Annotated in this window: 14 protein-coding genes; 8 read left to right on the forward strand and 6 right to left on the reverse strand. The window is 70.7% G+C overall.

What is annotated here, in order from left to right:
* Positions 1–49 precede the first annotated feature (49 nt).
* The gene (typA, locus tag GUY59_RS17420; protein ID WP_138203258.1) at positions 50–1,900 is read right to left on the reverse strand and encodes a translational GTPase TypA; all 1,851 of its coding nucleotides are present in this window, start codon (positions 1,898–1,900) and stop codon (positions 50–52) included.
* 174 nt (positions 1,901–2,074) lie between these two features.
* Here typA and GUY59_RS17425 point away from each other — a divergent pair, with 174 nt between their 5' ends.
* The 3 genes from GUY59_RS17425 (at position 2,075) to GUY59_RS17435 (ending at position 4,109) form a co-directional block, all read left to right on the forward strand.
* Positions 2,075–2,818, forward strand: coding sequence for an AMP-binding protein (locus tag GUY59_RS17425; protein ID WP_161714582.1), 744 nt, complete (start codon positions 2,075–2,077; stop codon positions 2,816–2,818).
* 141 nt (positions 2,819–2,959) lie between these two features.
* Positions 2,960–3,310, forward strand: coding sequence for a hypothetical protein (locus GUY59_RS17430; protein WP_138203262.1), 351 nt, complete (start codon positions 2,960–2,962; stop codon positions 3,308–3,310).
* 10 nt (positions 3,311–3,320) lie between these two features.
* Entirely contained in the window at positions 3,321–4,109 is a 789-nt protein-coding gene (locus GUY59_RS17435) for an alpha/beta hydrolase (protein WP_236667234.1), read from the forward strand.
* A 315-nt stretch (positions 4,110–4,424) separates the two neighbouring features.
* Here GUY59_RS17435 and GUY59_RS17440 read toward each other — a convergent pair whose 3' ends face one another.
* Together GUY59_RS17440 and GUY59_RS17445 are read right to left on the reverse strand one after the other, a co-directional pair.
* On the reverse strand, positions 4,425–5,858 hold the full coding sequence (locus GUY59_RS17440) for an aldehyde dehydrogenase (protein ID WP_138203264.1): 1,434 nt from the start codon (positions 5,856–5,858) through the stop codon (positions 4,425–4,427).
* Between the two features lie 123 nt (positions 5,859–5,981).
* Positions 5,982–9,008 carry a M14 family metallopeptidase gene (locus GUY59_RS17445; RefSeq protein ID WP_252375070.1) on the reverse strand — a complete coding sequence of 1,009 codons (3,027 nt, stop codon included), beginning with the start codon at positions 9,006–9,008 and terminating at the stop codon, positions 5,982–5,984.
* Positions 9,009–9,212: 204 nt separating this feature from the next.
* On the opposite strand from GUY59_RS17445, the gene GUY59_RS17450 reads away from it, so the two are divergent.
* Positions 9,213–10,109 (forward strand): hypothetical protein, encoded by an 897-nt coding sequence (locus GUY59_RS17450; RefSeq protein ID WP_138203266.1) that lies wholly within the window; start codon positions 9,213–9,215, stop codon positions 10,107–10,109.
* Here the strand turns inward: GUY59_RS17450 and GUY59_RS17455 are convergent.
* Complete coding sequence (locus tag GUY59_RS17455; RefSeq protein WP_138203268.1) at positions 10,091–11,407, reverse strand: GH1 family beta-glucosidase; 1,317 nt, start codon at positions 11,405–11,407, stop codon at positions 10,091–10,093. The genes GUY59_RS17450 and GUY59_RS17455 overlap by 19 nt on opposite strands.
* 76 nt (positions 11,408–11,483) lie before the next feature.
* On the opposite strand from GUY59_RS17455, the gene GUY59_RS17460 reads away from it, so the two are divergent.
* Positions 11,484–12,122, forward strand: coding sequence for a TetR family transcriptional regulator (locus tag GUY59_RS17460; protein WP_138203270.1), 639 nt, complete (start codon positions 11,484–11,486; stop codon positions 12,120–12,122).
* Between the two features lie 14 nt (positions 12,123–12,136).
* On the opposite strand, the gene GUY59_RS17465 is transcribed toward GUY59_RS17460, so the two are convergent.
* Positions 12,137–13,063, reverse strand: coding sequence for an aldo/keto reductase (locus tag GUY59_RS17465; RefSeq protein WP_138203272.1), 927 nt, complete (start codon positions 13,061–13,063; stop codon positions 12,137–12,139).
* Between the two features lie 92 nt (positions 13,064–13,155).
* Between GUY59_RS17465 and GUY59_RS17470 the strand changes: the two genes are divergently transcribed.
* Positions 13,156–13,515 carry a MerR family transcriptional regulator gene (locus tag GUY59_RS17470; RefSeq protein WP_246064133.1) on the forward strand — a complete coding sequence of 120 codons (360 nt, stop codon included), beginning with the start codon at positions 13,156–13,158 and terminating at the stop codon, positions 13,513–13,515.
* A gap of 36 nt (positions 13,516–13,551) precedes the next feature.
* Positions 13,552–14,991, forward strand: a complete 1,440-nt coding sequence (locus tag GUY59_RS17475) for a peptidoglycan D,D-transpeptidase FtsI family protein (protein WP_165959731.1) — start codon at positions 13,552–13,554, stop codon at positions 14,989–14,991.
* Between the two features lie 16 nt (positions 14,992–15,007).
* On the opposite strand, the gene GUY59_RS17480 is transcribed toward GUY59_RS17475, so the two are convergent.
* On the reverse strand, positions 15,008–16,870 hold the full coding sequence (locus tag GUY59_RS17480) for an ABC transporter ATP-binding protein (RefSeq protein ID WP_138203274.1): 1,863 nt from the start codon (positions 16,868–16,870) through the stop codon (positions 15,008–15,010).
* Positions 16,871–16,954: 84 nt separating this feature from the next.
* On the opposite strand from GUY59_RS17480, the gene GUY59_RS17485 reads away from it, so the two are divergent.
* A complete protein-coding gene (locus GUY59_RS17485; RefSeq protein ID WP_138203276.1) occupies positions 16,955–19,309 on the forward strand; it encodes an ATP-binding protein in 2,355 nt (784 codons plus the stop codon).
* The last annotated feature ends 72 nt before the right edge of the window (positions 19,310–19,381 follow it).

Consider the following 19,381-nt stretch of genomic DNA (forward strand, 5'->3'; position numbering starts at 1 on the left):
GACCCCGACCCCGACCCCGGCGAGCGTGCGGCGGGTCAGGGCCGGTGGGTCAGGCGCGCTTGGCGCGGGCCGCCGCGCGGCCGCGGACGGCGGAGTCGAGCACCACCTTGCGGATGCGCACGGCGTCAGGAGTGATCTCCACGCACTCGTCCTCACGGATGAACTCCAGCGCCTGCTCCAGGGAGAGCATGCGCGGTGGGATCAGCTTCTCCGTCTCCTCGCTGGTGGAGGAGCGCATGTTGGTGAGCTTCTTCTCCTTGGTGATGTTCACGTCCATGTCGTCGGACCGGGAGTTCTCGCCGATGATCATGCCTTCGTAGACCTCGGTCGTCGGCGAGACGAACAGCGTGCCGCGCTCCTGCAGGTTGAGCATCGCGAACGCGGTCACCGGCCCGGACCTGTCGGCCACCAGCGAGCCGTTGTTGCGGGTGCGCAGCTCGCCGAACCAGGGCTCGTAGGAGTCGAAGACGTGGTGGACCAGGCCCGTGCCGCGGGTCTCGGTGAGGAACTCCGTGCGGAAGCCGATCAGGCCGCGCGCCGGCACCACGAACTCCATGCGGATCCAGCCGGTGCCGTGGTTGGTCATGTGCTCCATGCGCCCCTTGCGCACCGCCAGGAGCTGGGTGACCGCGCCGAGGTATTCCTCCGGGCAGTCGACCGTGAGGCGCTCGACGGGCTCGTGCACCTTGCCGTCGATCACCTTGGTGACCACCTGCGGCTTGCCCACGGTGAGCTCGTAGCCCTCGCGGCGCATCTGCTCGACCAGGATGGCCAGCGCCAGCTCGCCGCGGCCCTGCACCTCCCAGGCGTCGGGCCGCTCGGTGGGCAGCACGCGCAGCGACACGTTGCCGACCAGCTCTTTGTCGAGGCGGTCCTTCACCATGCGCGCGGTGACCTTGGAGCCTTTGACCTTGCCCACGAGGGGCGAGGTGTTGGTGCCGATGGTCATCGAGATGGCCGGCTCGTCGACCGTGATGAGCGGCAGCGGGCGCGGGTCGTCGGGGTCGGCCAGGGTCTCGCCGATCATGATCTCGGGGATGCCGGCGATGGCGATGATGTCGCCGGGGCCCGCCTCCTCGGCGGGCTTGCGCTCCAGGGCCTCGGTCATGAGCAGCTCGGTCACCTTGACGCGCTGGATCGTGCCGTCGGTGCGGCACCAGGCCACCTGCTGGCCTTTGCGCATGACGCCCTGGTGGACGCGGCACAGGGCGATGCGGCCGAGGTAGGAGGAGGCGTCGAGGTTGGTGACGTGGGCCTGGAGCGGGGCGCTCGGATCGTAGGTCGGCGCGGGGATGGTCGACTTGATGATGTCGAACAGCGGCTCGAGGTCGTCGGAGTCGGGCATGGAGCCGTCGTCGGGGCGCTCCATGGAGGCCCTGCCGGCCTTGGCGGAGGCGTAGACGATCGGGAAGTCGATCTGCTCCTCGGTGGCGTCGAGGTCCATGAACAGCTCGTAGACCTCGTCGACGACCTCTTTGATGCGGGCGTCAGGGCGGTCGACCTTGTTGATGCACAGGATGACCGGCATCTTCGCCGACAGCGCCTTGCGCAGCACGAACCGGGTCTGCGGCAGCGGCCCCTCGGAGGCGTCGACCAGCAGCACGACCCCGTCGACCATGGAGAGCCCGCGCTCGACCTCGCCGCCGAAGTCGGCGTGGCCGGGGGTGTCGATGATGTTGATGGTCATGCCGCCGTGGTCGACCGCGGTGTTCTTCGCGAGAATGGTGATGCCCTTCTCGCGCTCGAGGTCGTTGGAGTCCATGACCCGGTCGTCGACGTCCTGGTTGGCGCGGAAGGCCCCGGACTGCCAGAGCATGGCGTCGACCAGCGTGGTCTTGCCATGGTCGACGTGCGCGATGATCGCGATGTTCCGCAGGTCGTCGCGGCTGTTCAAAGGCATGATGAGGTCTCGCTCTGTGTCGTGGAGGGCGGCCGCGCGAAGTCGCGACCTACCAAGTCTAGTTGATCCCCTCTGATGGCGAGCGCGAGCGGACGGCGGAGGGGGGCTCATGTACATAGCCGGTTGCACAATTGTGCGCATGGCAATCGTGGCCGGGGTCCCTACATTAACGGCATGACCTGGACAGAGCTGGTGATGGCCGCGGCGCCGACACGGGGCGAACAGCCGGCGGTGAGCGATGTCCGGACCGGCGAGGTGCTGTCGTACGCGACGTTCGTCAAGCGGGTCACCCGTGCCGCGGCAGGCCTGCGCAGTCAGGGTCTGCGCTACGGCGACAAGGTCATCGTCAACGTCCCGCCAGGGGCGACGCTGCCGGTGGCGACCCACTCCGTCGCCTGGGCGGGAGGGGTCGTGGTGCTCGCGGCCTCGGGCTCCGCCCGCATGTTGATCACCCAGCGCCACTACGACCCCGCCGCCACGCGGGTGGAGCAGGTCTACTCCTTCCGCCCGGTCGAGGGGGCCAAGCCGTTCACCGAGCTGCTCGACGAGCGAGGGGTGGAGTTCGGGCCGCTGGCGGGTCCGGCGCTCACGTTCGACGGCCGGCGCGTGTTCGACCACGGCGAGTTGGCAGGCGACCTGCGCAGGCTCGCCGCGCGGGCGGCGATCACCGAGAACGACGTGGTGATCAGCGCGGTGAACGATCCGTTCAGGGCGCTGCGGGTGATCGACCTGGCCATGACGTGCGGCGCCCACGTCGTGGTGGCCCACGAGCCGAGCCTGGTCGGCTGCCGCGTGCTCGCCGAGGAGCGGCGGGCGAGCGTCGTCGTCGCCCCCTACGACCTGGCGAGGAGGCTGCTGCGCGAACCGGCGCTGCGCGTCGTCGACGAGAGGACGATCGTGAGCTCGCTCGACCTGTGACCGGCAGGGCGCCGGGCCCATGGCAGGGGAAGGCCATGAACGGGGTCTCCTGCCCCCGGCCGCCCGCGCCAGGCCCGGCGCTGCGGGGAGGAGGCGCTGGCGATCGCCGGGAAAACCGGTCACCACTGGACCCAGGCCAGGGTGCTGACCCATCTGGGCGCGGTGGCCGAGGCCGCGGGCGACCTGGAGGCGGCCATGTCCCACCACACCTCGGCGCTGCCGCTGCTCGCGGACATGGACAATCGGATCGAGCCGGCCCGCTGCCACGCCAAGATCGGCAGGGTGGCGGCCGGGCTGCGCGACTTCGCGACCGCGAGGAAGCACGTGGCCGCCGGGCTGGACCTATGCATGCAGACGGGCCGGCGGCGCGGAATCGTCCGCCTCTCATGGCGGTGTCCGCGCTGGCCATGGCGCAGGACGACATCGAGGCGCGGTCCGGGGCGCGGCGGCCTATCGGCGGCCGAGCACGGGATGGACGCGGAGCGAACCTAAGCTCGTTCTCATGCCTTTCACGCCCAGCTTCCCCGTCATGCTGAGGACCGAGGACGGGGTCCGCATCGACGCCTCGCACACACCCGCCAGACTGCCCGCGGCAGGGGCCGATCCGGCGCCGTCCCGGCCCCTGGACGTCGGCATCGTGGTGGCGCACGGTTTCACCGGTTCGTGGCGTGAGCGGGCCCCGCGCCGCATCGTGCACGTGCTGAGCCGTTACGGCGGCGTGGTGGCCTTCGACTTCCGGGGTCACGGCCGCTCGGGCGGGCTGACCACCGTGGGGGACGCGGAGATCCTCGACGTGGCCGCCGCCGTCCGGCATGCCCGGGTGGTGGGATACTCGCAGGTCGCGGTCGTGGGCTTCTCCATGGGGGCGGCGGTGGCCGTACGCCATGCGGGGCTGATGCGCGGCGTGGACGCGGTGGTCGCGGTCAGCGGCCCCGCCCGGTGGTACTACCGGGGCACCAGGCCGATGCGGCAGGTGCACTGGGCCATCGAGCGGCGGGCCGGCCGGTTGGCGGCCCGGCTGGTCAAGCGCACCAGGATCGCCCCCGGCGCGTGGAACCCGATCCCGATGCCCCCGCACGAGGCCGCCGGGCTCATCTCGCCGGTCCCGCTGCTGATCGTCCACGGCGACGCCGACGGGTTCTTCCCCGTGGACCACGCCCACCAGCTCTACGACGGCGCGCGTGAGCCGAAGGAGCTCTGGATCGAGCCGGGGTACGGCCACGCGGAGACCGCCGCCACCCCTGAACTCGTCGCCAAAATCGGCAAATGGATCTCTTCGAACTTTTCTTGAGTAATACACGTCTACCTAGGGCGGATGGATAAAAACCGCTGGGAGAAAGTCCTTGGGGATGGAAACCGTCGTGACGGTGACCATGGGACATACTTCAGTAGTCAGGCGGTCGCCCTTCGTGATCCGCCACCGGCGGATCACCCTGGGTAGGAAAATCCGCACTTTCAGTGCCTCCATCAGGTGGATCACCGTGGGGAGTGGGGTATGCACTGTGAGTGGCGGGGTTTGCACCTAGCGTTGCGGGGGCGCGCTGGGTGCACATCCTGCATCGCGAGGGCCCCGCGGCCGACCGCGGGGCCCTCCTTCCGTCTCCGGTCAGCCGAGACGCGCGATGGTCTTGTACTCCAGATAGCCGTTGAGCCCCTCCGGGCCGAGCTCGCGGCCGATGCCGCTGGCCTTGTAGCCGCCGAAGGGCGCGTTGGTCTCCAACATGAAGCAGTTGACGCCGTACGTGCCGGTGCGGACCTGGCGGGCCACTTCCATGCCGTGGTCGGCGTCGGCCGTCCACACCGTGCCGGCCAGGCCGTAGTCGCTGTCGTTGGCGATGCGGACGGCGTCGGCCTCGTCGTCGTACGGGATGACGGCCAGGACCGGGCCGAAGATCTCCTCGCGGGCGATGCGCATGTCGTTGGAGACGCCGGCGAAGACGGTGGGTGAGACGTACCAGCCCCGGTCGTAGGGCCGCTCCAGGCCGCCGACGACGATCTTGGCGCCCTCGTCCATGCCGATCCTGACGTAGCTCTCGACGCGCTCCTGCTGCCGCTTGGCCGCCAGCGGGCCGATGCCGGTGGCCGGGTCGGCGGGGTCGCCGACGGGCTGGGAGGTGACCATGTTCGCGACGGCGTCCACGACCTCGTCGTAGCGGTTGCGCGAGGCGAGGATGCGGGTCTGGGCCACGCACGCCTGGCCGTTGTTCATGAGGCTGGCCATCGACAGGAAGCCCATGCTCGCGACCAGGTCGGCGTCGTCGAGGATGATGGCGGCGGACTTGCCGCCCAACTCCAGGCTGACCCGTTTGAGCTGCTCGCCGCAGATGGCCGCGATGCGCCGGCCGGCCGCGGTCGAGCCGGTGAAGGCCACCTTGTCGACGCCCGCGTGGGAGATCAGGTGCTCGCCCGTCTCGCGGCCCGCGGGCACGATGTTGAGCACGCCCGCCGGCACGCCGGCCTCGGCCGTCCACTCGGCCAGCAGGTACGCGTCCAGCGGCGTCTCCGGCGCCGGCTTGAGCACGACCGTGCAGCCGGCCAGCAGCGCGGGCGCGAGCTTGGTCATCGTGACGAACTGCGGTACGTTCCACGGCACCACGGCCGCCACCACGCCCACGGGCTCCCTGCGCACGGTGAGCGGGCCGAACAACCCCGGCCGCTCCTCCTCCTGCGCGAACGTCCTGCCGAGTTCGGCGTAGAACTGCAGCATGCCGAGCGGCTGGGGCGCCTGCGCGAGGTTGGAGAAGGTGATGGGCGAGCCCATCTCCTCCGTGATGAGCCCGGCCATCTCGCCCTGCCGCTCGTTGTAGATCGCGGCCAGCCTCCCGATCACCTCGGCCCGCTCGGCGAACGTCATCCGGGGCCAGGGCCCGTGGTCGAACGCCTGCCTGGCGGCCGCGACCGCGCGGTCGACGTCCTGGGGCGTGCCGTCGGGCACCTGGCCGACGACCTCCTCGGTGTGCGGGGAGACGACGTCTATCGTTCCGGTGCCCGCTGGGGCCACCCATTCGCCCCCGATGAACAGCTTGTCGTGCCGGCGCATGTCGTGAGCCTTTCGCTTGACCGAATGCTTGCTTGCCCTGGAGAGGTCTCAAGGCGACCGAACCATGTTCTGGACGTGCACGCAAGAGGGGCGCGGCCGGTGCGCCGCGCCCCTCGGCCGGCCTCAGCGGGGATCGCCGAGCAGGTGCCGCATCGACCGCCTGACCAGGTCCGTACGCGCCTCGTCGCCGATCACGCTCTCGGCCCCGAAGCCCAGGTAGACGGTGTCCTTGGTGACGACGCCGCCACCCTCCTCGAAGAGCTGGTCCGTGCGGAACCAGTTGTTGATCGACGGCGCCGAGCCCTCGGGCGGGTCACCGACGCTCCAGCCTCCGAGGTCCGCCTCGAACGAGCTCTCCTCGGCGACCTCGCCGTCCAGCGTGACCGTGACGTCGTCGAGGAAGACGCCGGCGCCCTGGGTGGCCCAGTCGGTGACGTACGAGATGGACAGCTCGACCTGTTCGCCCGCGTACGGGGTCAGGTCGATCGTCCACTGCTGCCAGCCGCCCGAGTTGCCGGAGGCCGCGTGCCACGCGCCGGACGTCCCGGCCGGCTCGCAGGCGGCGCCCTGGTAGCGCTGCGTGAACGGGTGGATCGTGCGCCAGCCGCCGCTGTTCTCCGCGTCGCAGCTGTCGCCGGTGTCCTGGGAGGTGTGCCCGTTCGCGTCCGGCAGCGTGGTCCAGTCGTCGCCGCCCGCCGTCCGCGCCTCCACGGTCAGGAAGTCCCACGCGCTCTCGATGTCGTAGGACGTCCAGAACGACAGCTCGCCGCCGCTCTTGCCCGTCAGGTCGACGGTCCTGGTCAGCCGTTTCCACGAGACGTCGGAGATGCCGCTGTAGACGTCCCAGGAACCCGAGTGCGGGTCGAACGGGCCTCCGGGCCTGGCCCACTTGACCGGGGCCGAGCTCGCGAAGCGCGGGAAGCGGTCGGCGGGCAGGACCGCGGAGGTCGCCACGAACGCGTTGGTGTGGCCGGGGTCCAGTGCCGCCTCGAAGCCCTTGAACGCGCCGGTGCCGCCCCGCAGGCCGAACGGCTGCCCGGTGTCGTGGTCGGTGCCCGCGTCGTCGAAATAGACGTAGGCGCCGAGCCAGTACTGCTGGAAGTCGTTGAACACCGGGATGCAGGGCGGGTCGCCGGGGACCGTGCACTCGGGGTTCTCCGGCTGGTCGGGCTCGTAGAAGTACAGGCCGTCGCCGTTGGCCGCGTACGATGCGTACTTGCCGGCGTGCAGCAGCTTGCCGCCCTCGTTCAGATAGTCGCGGACCGCCAGCTCGGTGTCCACGCCGGCCTTGGACATGGTGCCGGGCACCTGGCCGTCGGAGCGGGGGATGACGTCGTCGCCGGTCTCCCAGACCACGGCCTTGTAGTGGCTGAGCACGCCGAGCGGGTGCGGGGCCCTGCGGCCCATCCGGTCCAGGTCGTACACGTCGGAGGAGTGGCCGGCGGCCTTCAGCGCCGCTGCGTACGCGCCGGCGTACCTGGCCTCCGTGCCCTCCTGATCGGGGCTCAGGCCGGTGACGTCCTCGGCGGCCAGCACGAGCACCTTGCCGCCGATGTCGTCGGCGACGGTGTAGGTGAAGCCGCCGCTCCTCCTGCCGATCGAGGTGAACCAGACCTTCACCTTGTCGCCGGGCCTCGTCGCGGTGATCGTGCCGCGCAGCCGGTGGTAGTAGCGGTCGTAGCCCTCGCCGTACCGCTCGCCGCCCTTCCACTCGTGCGTGGGGACGACCCGGGTGCGGCCGCCGTTGACCTGGTAGTTGAGGAAGACCGGGCCGAGCCTGCGCTTGGCGTTGACCTGGACGACCTGGTTCCTGCCGTGGCTGACCTCGAACGGGTCGAGCACGAAGTCGGGGGTTTTGTTGCCCAGGTGGCTGACCGGCTCCACCGGGTCGACCGCGGATCTCGCCACGTCAAGCGCGAACGGCAGGCCCTTCTCGAACTCGGCCTGCACCAGCGCCTCGTCGTCGGGGAAGACGAAGCCGCAGCCGTCGCAGCCCTCGTTGAGCTCGGGCGTCCACGACAGCGTGCCGTAACGGCGGTGCGCCTGGTCGTTGGTGTCGCCGTTGGTGGTGTACAGCTCGGCGCCGAGGTCGGGGTCGAATCCGGGCACGGCGGGCTTCGCGTCGTCGCCAGTGAGCGCCTCGTAGATCGGGTTGTCGGCCGTCTCCGTGGCGATCTGCACGCCGATCGGGTAGAGCAGCAGCGGGCCGTACGAGTGGTAGTTGAGCTGCATCTCGAATCTGACCCGCCGGAGCAGGCCGTCCATGGCCCTGGTCTCCGGCTCGCTGGCGGGGCTGGTGCCGCGGTAGGTCTCGCTGCTGGGGATGCTGGACGAGCCTTCCTCGTCGTAGTGGAAGTTCGTGGGGAAGTTGCGGTTGATGTCGACGCCGTCGGCGCCGGTGATCCGGCCGTCGCCGTCGTTGTCGCGCAGGTTCTTGCGCCACAGGCGGTTGCCCTCGGTGAACGTGAAGTCGTAGCCGTCGGGGTTGGCCACCGGTACGAACCACAGCTCGGTCCTGTTGAGCAGGTCCCTGAGCGAGCGCCTGTTGGCGATGACGTACTTCAGCAGCCGCATGTCCACCTCGGTGGCGATCCACTCGCGGGCGTGCTGCGTGGCCGAGAAGAGGGTCGAGGGCTTGATGCCGTCGGGCAGCAGCCGGGCGCCCGTGCTCACCTTGGCGGCCAGAATGTCCTGGCCTTTGAGCGTCTTGCCGATGGACTGCAGCTTGACGATGTCCCTGTTGGCCTTCGCGATGTCCCTGAGCTGGTCGGCGATGCCGCCGGGCTCGGAGTAGGACCGGTAGACGGTGTAGCCGCCGGCCGCCTGTGCCTTCGCCGCCTGGAGCTGGCTCTGGCCCTGCGGGTCGCGTACGGGGGCGGGGTCGTGGCCGAGCTTGTCCAGCGTGCCGAGGTCGTTCTGGTCGGCGGTCAGCTCGATGTGCTCCTTGCCGTCCTTGGTCTCGTGCTGGACGACGTCGAAGCCTTTCTCTCTGAGGGTCTGTGCGGTGCCCGGCGCGCTGTCGAGCTGGTAGAGCTCGATGCGGTCACGGGTCGGCAGCGGGTCCACGGATGCCCGCGCGGGCGCGGTGGCCACGAGGGACGTGCCTAAGCCGAGGATCACGGCGACGGCGAGGATCGATGATCGAGACACGGGTGTCTGCCCCTTCGCGGAGACGACTTCGCCGTCATCTTGACGTTTGGAGCGATCTACACAAGGCCCAACTTTCCGGGATGCCGCTCGGTCGGACAAATGCCCCGAATCATCGCCAAAGGTGCGGCAGTTCCGTCGTTCGGATGACAGAGAACAAGATCATCTTCTATAGTTTCGGTCCGTCTGTGAGGGGAGGGGACGGGTGTGAGGATCTGGCGCTTCGCCGTTCTTGTCGCCGTCCTCGCCGGGCTGCTCGGCCTGCACCCCACACCGCCGGCCGCCGCCGATCCTTCACCCGCTGAGCTGCGCAAGCTCACCAAGCAGGCGGCCCGGCTCAGCGAGCAGTACCGCGGCCAGATCCAGATCCTGGAAGAGGTCAGGATCCAGGCGAAGAGGGCCACGCAGACCTCGGGCGGTCTGGCGGCCAAGCTGAAGGCCGCCCAGGCCGAGGTGGGCCGGATCGCGCAGACCGCCTACATCCTCGGCCCGCTCGACAACTACCGGCTGATCACGCCCAGCGAGGACCCGTACAAGATCCTGGGCCAGGCCGCCAACATGGGCTACATGGCCAACGAGCGCACCGAGCGGGTCAAGAACATCCAGCGGCTGATCAAAAGGCACAAAGAGGCGAAGCTCAAGGCCAACGAGAAGATCGAAAAGCTGCGCAAGGAGATCAAGGCCATGCAGAGCAGGCGGCGCGAGGTCCAGCGCCTGCTCTCCAAGTACGGCTTCCAGCAGCCCGGCGGATCAGAGGGCCTCACCCAGCGGATGGTCTCGGTCCGCGCCGAGATCATGCAGAACTTCCCCATGAAGTACGGCGTCGGCTGCCTGCGCCCCGGCGACCCCGGCGAACACGGCAAGGGCCGGGCCTGCGACTTCATGATGTCCAGAGGCGGCACCATGGCCACCGGCGCCGACGCGGCCAACGGCGACGCCCTCGCCGCGTGGCTCATCAAGAACGGCGCCAGGCTCGGCGTGATGTACATCATCTGGAAGCAGCGCTACTACGACATCCGCTCGGGCGGCGGCTGGGACCCGATGTCCAACCGGGGCGGCGCGACGGCCAACCACTACGACCACGTTCACGTGTCGGTGTTCTGACCCGCCAGAAAGCCCTTCAGCCACGCGTACGACGCCTTCGGGGTGCGGCGCTGGGTCGCGAAGTCCACGTGCACGAGGCCGAAGCGCTGGTGGTAGCCCTCGGCCCACTCGAAGTTGTCGAGCAGCGACCAGACGAAGTAGCCGCGCACGTCCACGCCCTCGGCCATGGCCCGCCGCATCGCCTCGATGTGGCCCTCCAGGAACGCGATGCGCCCGTCGTCCTCGACCGTGCCGTCCTCGGTCGGCACGTCGTCCTGGGAGCAGCCGTTCTCCGTGACGAGGATCGGGGGGAGGGCCGCACCATACCGTGACCTGAGTCCCGTGAGCAGCTCGCGCAGGCCGTCGGGGACGACCGGCCAGCCGAAGGCCGTGGTGGGATGGCCGGTGATGCCCGCGTCGGTGAACGGCAGCCCGGCGCCGGCCGTGGGGGCGGCGATGCGGGTCGGGTGGTAGTAGTTGATCCCGAGGGCGTCCAGCGGTGCGGCGATGATCTCCAGGTCGCCGTCCTGGAGGAAACCGAGGGCGGCGGTGTAGGCCGACAGGTCTGGATATGCGCCGAGCAGCACCGGGTCGTTGAACAGGCGGTTGTGCAGGATGTCGTACGCCTCGGCGGCCTTCACGTCGGCCTCGTCCGCCGACGCGGCCCTGACCGGCGTGCAGTTGTTGGTGAGCGCCACCTGCCGGGCTCCGGCAGCGCGCAGCGCCCCTACGGCCAGGCCGTGGCCGAGCAGCTGGTGGTGGGCGGCGGGGAGCGCGTCCGTCATGAGCGCCTGGCCGGGGGCGTGCACGCCAAGGGCGTAGCCGAAGGCCATGTGCACGAACGGCTCGTTCATGGTGATCCAGAGCGGGACCCGGTCGGCCAGGCGGCCGGCGGCGATCGCGGCGTAGTCGGCGAAGCGCCCGGCGCTCTCGCGGCTCATCCATCCGCCGCGGTCCTGCAGCGCCTGCGGCAGATCCCAGTGGAACAACGTCGGCACCGGCTGCACGCCCGCCGCCAGCAGGGCGTCCACGAGCCGGTCGTAGAAGTCGAGCCCCTTCTCGTTGACCGCGCCCGAGCCGCCGGGCTGCACGCGCGGCCAGGCGATCGAGAAACGGTAGGCGTTCAGCCCCAGGTCCGACACGAGCGCGACGTCCTCGCGCCAGCGGTGATAGTGGTCGCACGCGACGTCGCCGGTGTGGCCGTCACGCGTCCGGCCCGGCTCGTGCGAGAAGGTGTCCCAGATGGACGCACCCCGGCCGTCCTCGTGGACGCCGCCCTCGATCTGGTAGGCCGCGGTGGCCGTGCCCCACAGGAACATTCCACGCTCTCCTCGCTCACGTTATCGAGCCAAGGTAATGGACCTTTACTGCCGGTAATAGGACAGGATGGTGACCATGACGAGTACCTTGCGCCGCCGTCCCGCCCAGCGACGCAGCCTCGAACGGGTGGAACGCATGCTCGACGAGTGCGCGCTCCTGCTCGACGAGGTGGGCTACGACGCGCTGACCACGAAGGAGGTCGCCCGGCGGGCCGAGGTGCCGATCGGTACCTTCTACCAGTTCTTTCACGACAAGCAGGGTCTGGTGCGGGCGCTGGCCCGGCGCAACCTGGAGGCGTTCCTCGGACGCGTCACCGAACGCGTCGCGACGGCCGACCTCGCGCACTGGACCGACCTCGTGGACCTCGCCGTCGACGAGTTCGTCGACATGAAGCGCACGACTCCCGGGTTCTCGGTGATGGACTTCGGCGAGGTGCTGGTCACCGCGGGCGGCGCACCGGTGGAGGGCAGCAAGCAGGCGCTCGACGGCACCCACGAGAACAACGTCGTGGTGGCCGACCGGCTGCGCAGGCTCACCCTCGAACTGCTGGACGCGCCCGTCGGCCCCGGCCTGGACCGGGCGCTGCTGGTGGCGGTCGAGGCGACCGACGCGGTGCTCAAACTGGCCTTCAGGACCGACCCCTGTGGCAACGCGGAGCTGATCGCCGAGTGCAAGCACCTCGTCCGCCGCTACCTCGCCGACCACCTCCCCTAGCCCCGGGCGACCGGTCAGGCGGGGACGTCGTCCAGGCGGGTGCGGAGCTCCTGGTCCAGCTTGAGGTCGGCGGCGCCGATGGCCTCCTCCAACTGGGGCATCGTCGAGACGCCGACGATGGGCACGACGCCGTCGGCCATCAGCCAGGCCAGGACGACCTGGTTCGGGGTCGCGCCCAGTTCCTTGGCGGCCTCGTGGAGCACGCCCAGGCGCCGGGTCGTCCCCGGATGATCGTAGATTTCGGAAATGGGCCGGTCAGGGCGTGTGTACGCGCCGAACATCAGCGTGTTGTACGCCCACAACGTCATGTCCGGCTCGGCGGCCAGGTAGTCGAGGGTCTCGTCGGAGGCCAGCGTGTGCCCCGCCTCGGCCGGCCTGGTCAGCGGCCGGGGCCGCAGGTACGTGTGCCGCAGCTGGACGTGGGTGTAGGCGATCCAGCCGTTCGAGGCGGAGACGTTCCTGGCCCGTTCGAGCCGCCAGGTCGCGATGTTGCTCGCCCCCGCCGCGCGGATCTTGCCCTGCCTGGCCAGCGCGTCGAACGCGCCCAGGGTCTCCTCCAGGGGGACGGAGCGGTCCTCGACGTGCGACCAGTACAGGTCGACGTGGTCGGTGCCGAGCCTGCTGAGGCTGCCTTCCACGGCCCTCTCGATCACGGGGGCGGACAGGCCCTCCGCCGAGCCGAGGGTGGTGTCGCCGGGGACGGTGGGGCGGGCACCGGCCTTCGTACTGATGAAGATCTCGTCCCGGTTGCCCCTCGCGGCGAGCCACCTGCCGATGGCCAGCTCGCTTTCGTCGCCTGTGCGGCCCTCCGCCCAGAACGGGTAGTTGTTGGCCGTGTCCAACATGGTGCCGCCCGCCTCGTGGAAGCGGTCGAGCAGGGCGAACGTGTCCGTCAGGTCGACGGTCGTGCCGAACGGAATCGTGCCGAGTGCGATGTTCATGAGGCTGACTCTGGAATGTGGAGCGCACTCCATGTCAAGCCCCGCCGGGACAGGTTGACCTGGAGTGCACTCCAGGTGCGATGCTTGGTCATGTGAGCGTGTACACACCCGCCCAGGTCGTGCAGGAAACCGGCTTCAGCATCGACACCTTGCGCTACTACGAGAAGATCGGCCTGCTGGAACGCGTCGACAGGAACGCGGCCGGGCAGCGCAGGTTCAGCCAGGAGGACATCGGCTGGCTGGGCACACTCCGCTGCCTGCGCGACACCGGCATGCCGATCGCCCAGATGCTCCGCTTCGCCGAGCTCGTACGCGCGGGCGACCACACGATCCCCGACCGCATCAAGCTCCTGGAGGAGCACGACGAGCAGGTGCGGGCGCAGATCGCCAACCTCGGCGAGCGGCAGAGCTACATCAGCAACAAGATTTCCTACTACCGCAGCCTCATCTAGCACGGTCTTTGCGCCTCGGTTGGTAGACCGAAGTGCATGGCATCGTGGGCGCGGCGGATCGACATCCCGCTCCGCCGCGTCGCCCGGTCGTGCGCGGCGATGTTGTTCGTGCTGCTGGCGCACGTGACGCTCCTCCAGGCGTTCGGCTCGCACACGCTCAACGCCGACCAGAGGAACGAGCGGCCGCTGATCGCCAGGTTCGAGCGTCCGCGCGGCGACATCCTCACCTATGAGGGCACGCCCGTCGCCAGCAGCCGCCCGACCGGCGAGGGCCCCTACCTCTACCGGCGGGTCTACCGGCACGGCCGGCTGTACGCTCCCGTCACCGGCCACGTCTCCCTGGCGGGCTCCACCGGCATCGAACGCGCGCAGGACGCGGTGTTGTCCGGCAGGGACGCCAAGGTGCGGGTGCAATCGCTCGTCAGGGACGGCGTCGTGGAGGGCGCCGACGTCCGGCTGACGATCAGCGAACGAGTGCAGTGGGCGGCCTACCAGAGCCTCAGGGCCACCGGGGTCCCCGGCGCTGCCGTGGCCATCAGCCCGGCGACGGGCGCGATCCTGGCGCTGGCCAGCTACCCGGCCTACGACCCGAACGCCCTGACCACCTTCGACCGCGACCGCCTCGCCGAGACGGCCGAAGGCATCCGCCACGCCCCCGCGCGGCCGATGGTGAACAGGGCGCTGCACGGGCTGTATCCGCCCGGGTCCACGTTCAAGCTGGTCACCACGGCGGCGGCGCTGTCTTCTGGCGAGTACGCCCCGTCGACCGTGGTGGAGGCGCCCGCCCGCCTGCGCCTGCCCGGCACCCCCATGTACGTGGACAACGGCGAGCGCTGCGCCCAGGAGCGCCCGACCCTCACGTACGCGTTCATGGCGTCGTGCGACACCGCGTTCGCCGGCATCGGGCTGCAACTCGGGCAGGACCTGCTGCGCGACCAGGCCGAGGCGTTCGGGTTCAACGCGACGGGCCTGACGATCCCGCTGGGCACGACGCCCAGCGTCTTCCCCGTCGGCATGGACCGGGCGCGGACCGCCCTGTCCGCGATCGGCCGCCACGACGACCGGGTGACGCCGCTGATGCTGGCCATGTTGTCGGCGGCCGTGGCCAACAACGGGGTGCTGATGCGGCCGTACCTGGTGGAGGAGGAGCGGCTGGCGGACGGCTCGGTGATCGGCCGGGCCGACCCGGCGCCCTACCGTACGGCCCTGTCGCCCGTGCTCGCGAGGTACCTGGCGGCGATGATGACGACGGTCACACATGCGGGCGGTCCGGCGTCCATCCCCGGCGTGGAGGTGGCCGCCAAGTCCGACACCTCGGAGAAGGGCATCGTCACCGGCGACCACGCGCTGATGACGGCGTTCGCGCCGGCGGACGCGCCGGAGGTGGCGGTGGGCGTGGTGCTGGAGAACCCCGGCCACCGGGCGGGCGCGGTGGCGGACGTGGCCCGCGCGGTGATCGAGGCCGCTCTGGCGTGAGTCCTGCCCCGCTGGCTCAGCGGTAGGCGGCGGCCTGGAGGGTGTAGAGGTCGGCGTAGAGGCCGTTGAGGGTCATGAGGGTGTCGTGGTCGCCGTGTTCGGTGACCACGCCGCGGTCGAGGACGTAGATGCGGTCGGCGTAGCGGACGCTGGCCAGGCGGTGGGTGATGAGCAGGACGGTGCGGCCGTCGGCGTGGGTGCGGATGCGTTCGAACAGGGCGTGTTCGGCGCGGGCGTCGAGGGCGGCGGTGGGTTCGTCGCAGATGAGCAGGGCGGCGTCGCGGTGGAAGCCGCGGGCGACGGCGATGCGCTGCCATTGGCCGCCGGACAGTTCGCAGCCGTCTTTGAAGCGCCGGTCGAGCAGCGTGCGGTAGCCGTGGGGCAGGCGGGCGATGACCTCGTCGGCACCGGCGACGGCGGCGGCTTCGTGCAGGGCGGGTTCGCCTTTGCCGGTGCCCATGGTGATGTTGTAGCGGGCGGTCAGGGGCCAGCGGGTGTGGTCCTGGGCGATGACGGCGGTGCGGGTGCGGAGCAGGTCGGGGTCGACCTGGCGCAGGTCGGTGTCGTCCCACAGGACGGCGCCGGTGTCGGGTTCGTACAGGCCGGAGAGGATCTTGGCGAGGGTGGTCTTGCCGGAGCCGTTCTCGCCGACGAAGGCGACGATCTCGCCTTGTTTGATCTCCACGGACACCTCGCGCAGGGCCGGCTCCTCCGCGCCGGGGTAGGTGAAGGTCACCCTGTCGGCCACGATGCGCTCGAACGACGGCGGCATCGGGGCGTCGCGTTCGCCGGACACCCGGCCTTCCGCCTGCGCGCAGAACTCGAGGAAGTCGGTGAAGTAGAGGCCCTCCTCGTAGAGCTGGTTGGTGGCGTACATCAGGTTGCTCAGCGACGTCTGGCCGGATCGGATGGCGAGCACCGCGGTGCCGGCGACCGCCAGCGGGATCGCCGCCACGGCCAGCAGCACGCCGAGGGCGACGTAGACCAGCGCGGCGCCAAGACCGCCGAGAGCCTCGCCGGCCAGTCTCGTGAGCGTCTGGCGCCTGGCCAGCCCGAGCATGACGTCCTGCTCGGCCGTGGCCACGGCGTCGTACATGCGCAGCAGGAAACCGCGCATCGTGAACGAGCGCACCTCGGCGGCGGGCTCCCGCTCGGCCAGCAGCTCGGCGATGATCCACTTGCGCCGGGCCGCGGGGACGAGGGAGTGCAGGGTGGTGTATCGCATTCTGGCGCTGCGCACCGCGGCCCAGGCGTCGGGCACCACGGCGAGCAGCAGGAGCGGCAGCAGCACCGGGTGCAGCACGCCCAGCACCCCCGCCACGGCGGCGATGCCGACGGTGGCCGTGACCACGTTGATGGCCGAGGACACGACCGCGTCGGTCATGGTCACGCCGCGCACCCTGGCCCGCTGCAGGGCGTCGTGGAACTCGGGGTCGTCGAAGGCCACCAGGTCGACCCGGCTGGTCAGGCCGTAGAGCCGCGCCTCGGTGAGGCGCCTGACCTGGGGGTTCAGCCGCGACTGGGCCCAGCCGGCGCCCGCCTGCGTCGTCGTGCGCAACACGGCGGCCGCGCCGACGAGGACGAGGGCGGGAAGCGCGGCCACCACCCGGTCGGGGGTGGGACCCTCGCTGAAGAGCGCCGTCAGCACGCCCGTCGTCGCCAGCAGGCCGAACGCGGTGAAGACCCCGCCCAGCAGGTTGAGCGTCACCGTCGCCACGGTGTCGCGGGGACTGGCCCGCCACGCCATGCGCAGTGCCTCGACCACGAGGGCGGGAAGACGCCTGGCGATGGTCAGGAAGCCGACCTCCGCCATCTTGTCGGTGTGCGCGTGCCAGTCGGAGAAGGAAATCTCCCCCAGTTCCAGCGGCTCATCGGCCATAAGAGAAAGTGTGCCCGCGCTCACCCATACTTCTCATGAAGTTGGCTGTGGGCGCACGACGTAGTTGGTGACACACTCACAGTGATGCTGCGATTCGCTGACTTCGCCAACCTGCCGGCCGAGCCGAACACGTTCGTGGGCCGGGAGTCCGATGTGGACGAGCTCGTCCAGCTGATGCGCGTCTCGCGGGTGGTGACCCTGTGCGGGGCGGGCGGCATCGGCAAGACCCGGCTGGCCCTGCGGCTCGCGTCGCGGGTCGCCACCGGCCATGCGGGCGGCGTGTGGCCGGTCGAGCTGGCCGACCTGGACGAGGGCGAGGTCAGGGCGCACGTGGCGGCGTCGCTCGGCGTCGCGGGCGACCCCGGCGCGCTGATCGGCGGCAGGCGGGTGCTGCTGGTGCTCGACAACTGCGAGACCGTGATCGCCGAGTGCGCGGAGCTCTGCCGCGACCTGCTCGGCTCCTGCCCCGGGCTCACCATCCTGGCCACCAGCAGGGAGCCGCTGCGCGTGCCCGGGGAGACGGTCTGGCGGGTGCCCCCACTGTCGATCGACGGCGAGGGCAGCGAGGCCGTGCGGCTGTTCGCCGCCAGAGCGGCCGCCGCGCGGCCCGGCTTCGAGCTGACCGCCGACACGCTGCCGCTCGTCGTGACGTTGTGCCGGGCGCTCGACGGGCTGCCGCTGGCGATCGAGCTGGCGGCCGCCATGGTCAGGGTGTTGTCCGTACGCCAGCTGGTGGAGCGGCTCGACGACCGGTTCCGGCTGCTGGCGGGCGGCGCCCGGACGGCCCCGCCCCGCCACAGGACGCTCAGGGCGGCGGTCGACTGGAGCTACCGGCTGCTCAGCCCCCAGGAGCGGGTGCTGCTGCGCCGTACGACGGTCTTCCGCGCCGGATGGACGCTCGACCTGGCCGAGCGGGTGTGCTCCGGCCCCGAACTGCCCGAGGAGGAGGTGCTGCCCCGACTGTGCGACCTGGTCGACAAGTCGCTGGTGGCGCTCGACGGGGAGATCGCCGGGCAGGCGCGCTACCGGCTGCTGGAGACGGTCCGCGACTACGCGCTCGAACAACTCGCCGCGTCGGGGGAGGAGGGCGAGCTGCGGCACCGTCACCTGATGGCGCTGGCCGGGATGGCGGCCGGGTTCAGGCGGGCGGTGTCACCGGAGGGGCGCATGTCGTGGCCGGTGGTGGAGCGCTACATCAACCTGTTCGACGGGCTCAGGGCCGAGGTCACCGCTGCCTGCGACTGGTCGGTCTCCGCCGGGGAACCGGAGACCGCGCTCACCCTGCTGACCGACGTACGTTTCCTGCTGACCGGCTGCGGGCGCAAGCTGGAGGTGGCCGACCGGCTCGACCGGCTGCTGGCCCTCGACGCCGCGCGGGTGCCGCCGGCGCTGCGCGGGCAGGCCACCATCCTGCGCGGCGAGCTGGCCCTGGCGGCGGGTGACAGGGAAAACGCCCTGCGGTGGGTCCGTGCCGGGGTGGCCGCGTGCGCGACCGTCCACGACACCTACGGCACGGCCGCCGGCCTGGTCGTGATGGGCTGGCTGACGGGCGAGCAGGACCTGCTCTCCCGCGCGCTGGAGGCGGCCGTGCAGTCCGGTGACCGCATCCTGCAGTCGCTGGCCCACAGCGCCAGGGCGGCCACGGCCCTGCGGCACGGCCGACTGCGGGAGGCGCGGCGCGCGTACGGCGAGGTGCTGGCGATCAACGAGGAGCTCGACAACCACGTCGGGCGCTCCTCGGGCCACATCGGCCTGGCGCAGGTGGCCAGGGACGCGGGTGATCTCGAGACGGCCAAACGCCACTACGAGTCGGCGCTGGGCCTGGTCGGGCACATCGACGCCAGGCAGCAGAAGGTGAGCTGCCTGGCCGGGCTCGGCGGGGTGGCGCTCGACCAGGGAGACCTGGCGACCGCCAGGGCCATGCTCACCGAGGCGTTGGTGCTCAGCCGCGACGCCGGCCTTGGCTGCGGCGTCGGCAGACGGCTCGAGGCGTGGGCCGGCCTGGCCACGGCCGAGGGCGACCACCGGCTCGGGGTGCTGCTGGTCGCGGCCTCCGTGGCGCTGCGGCGCCGCCAGCCCGACGCGCGCACCGAGAACGTCCTGCGGCCCGCGCGGGCGCTGCTCGGCGACGAGATGGTGGCCGTGCTCTGGGCCGAGGGCACGAAGATGACGGCCGACCAGGCGGTGTCCTGCGCGCTCGACGGCACGCGGCCCGACCCGCCCGCGGCGGCGTTCGTCCCGGTCGTCCAGGAGAGCAGGCTCACGGCCAGGGAACGCGAGATCGCCGAGCTGGTCGCGCGAGGGCTGAGCAACCGGGCGATCGCCGACGAGCTGGTCATCAGCCCGGCGACCGCCGCGCGTCACGTGGCCAACATTCTGTCGAAGCTCGGCTTCTCCACACGTACACAGATCGCCGCATGGATGATTGCCAGCCGTTGAGCTTCTACATATGTGGCACGCCGGCCGTCTCCATCGTCTACATCGTCGAATGGCCATGTCAGAGCATGCGCG

Origin of the sequence: Nonomuraea sp. K271, assembly GCF_009908215.1 — a bacterium.
Taxonomy (GTDB): Bacteria; Actinomycetota; Actinomycetes; order Streptosporangiales; family Streptosporangiaceae; genus Nonomuraea; species Nonomuraea longispora.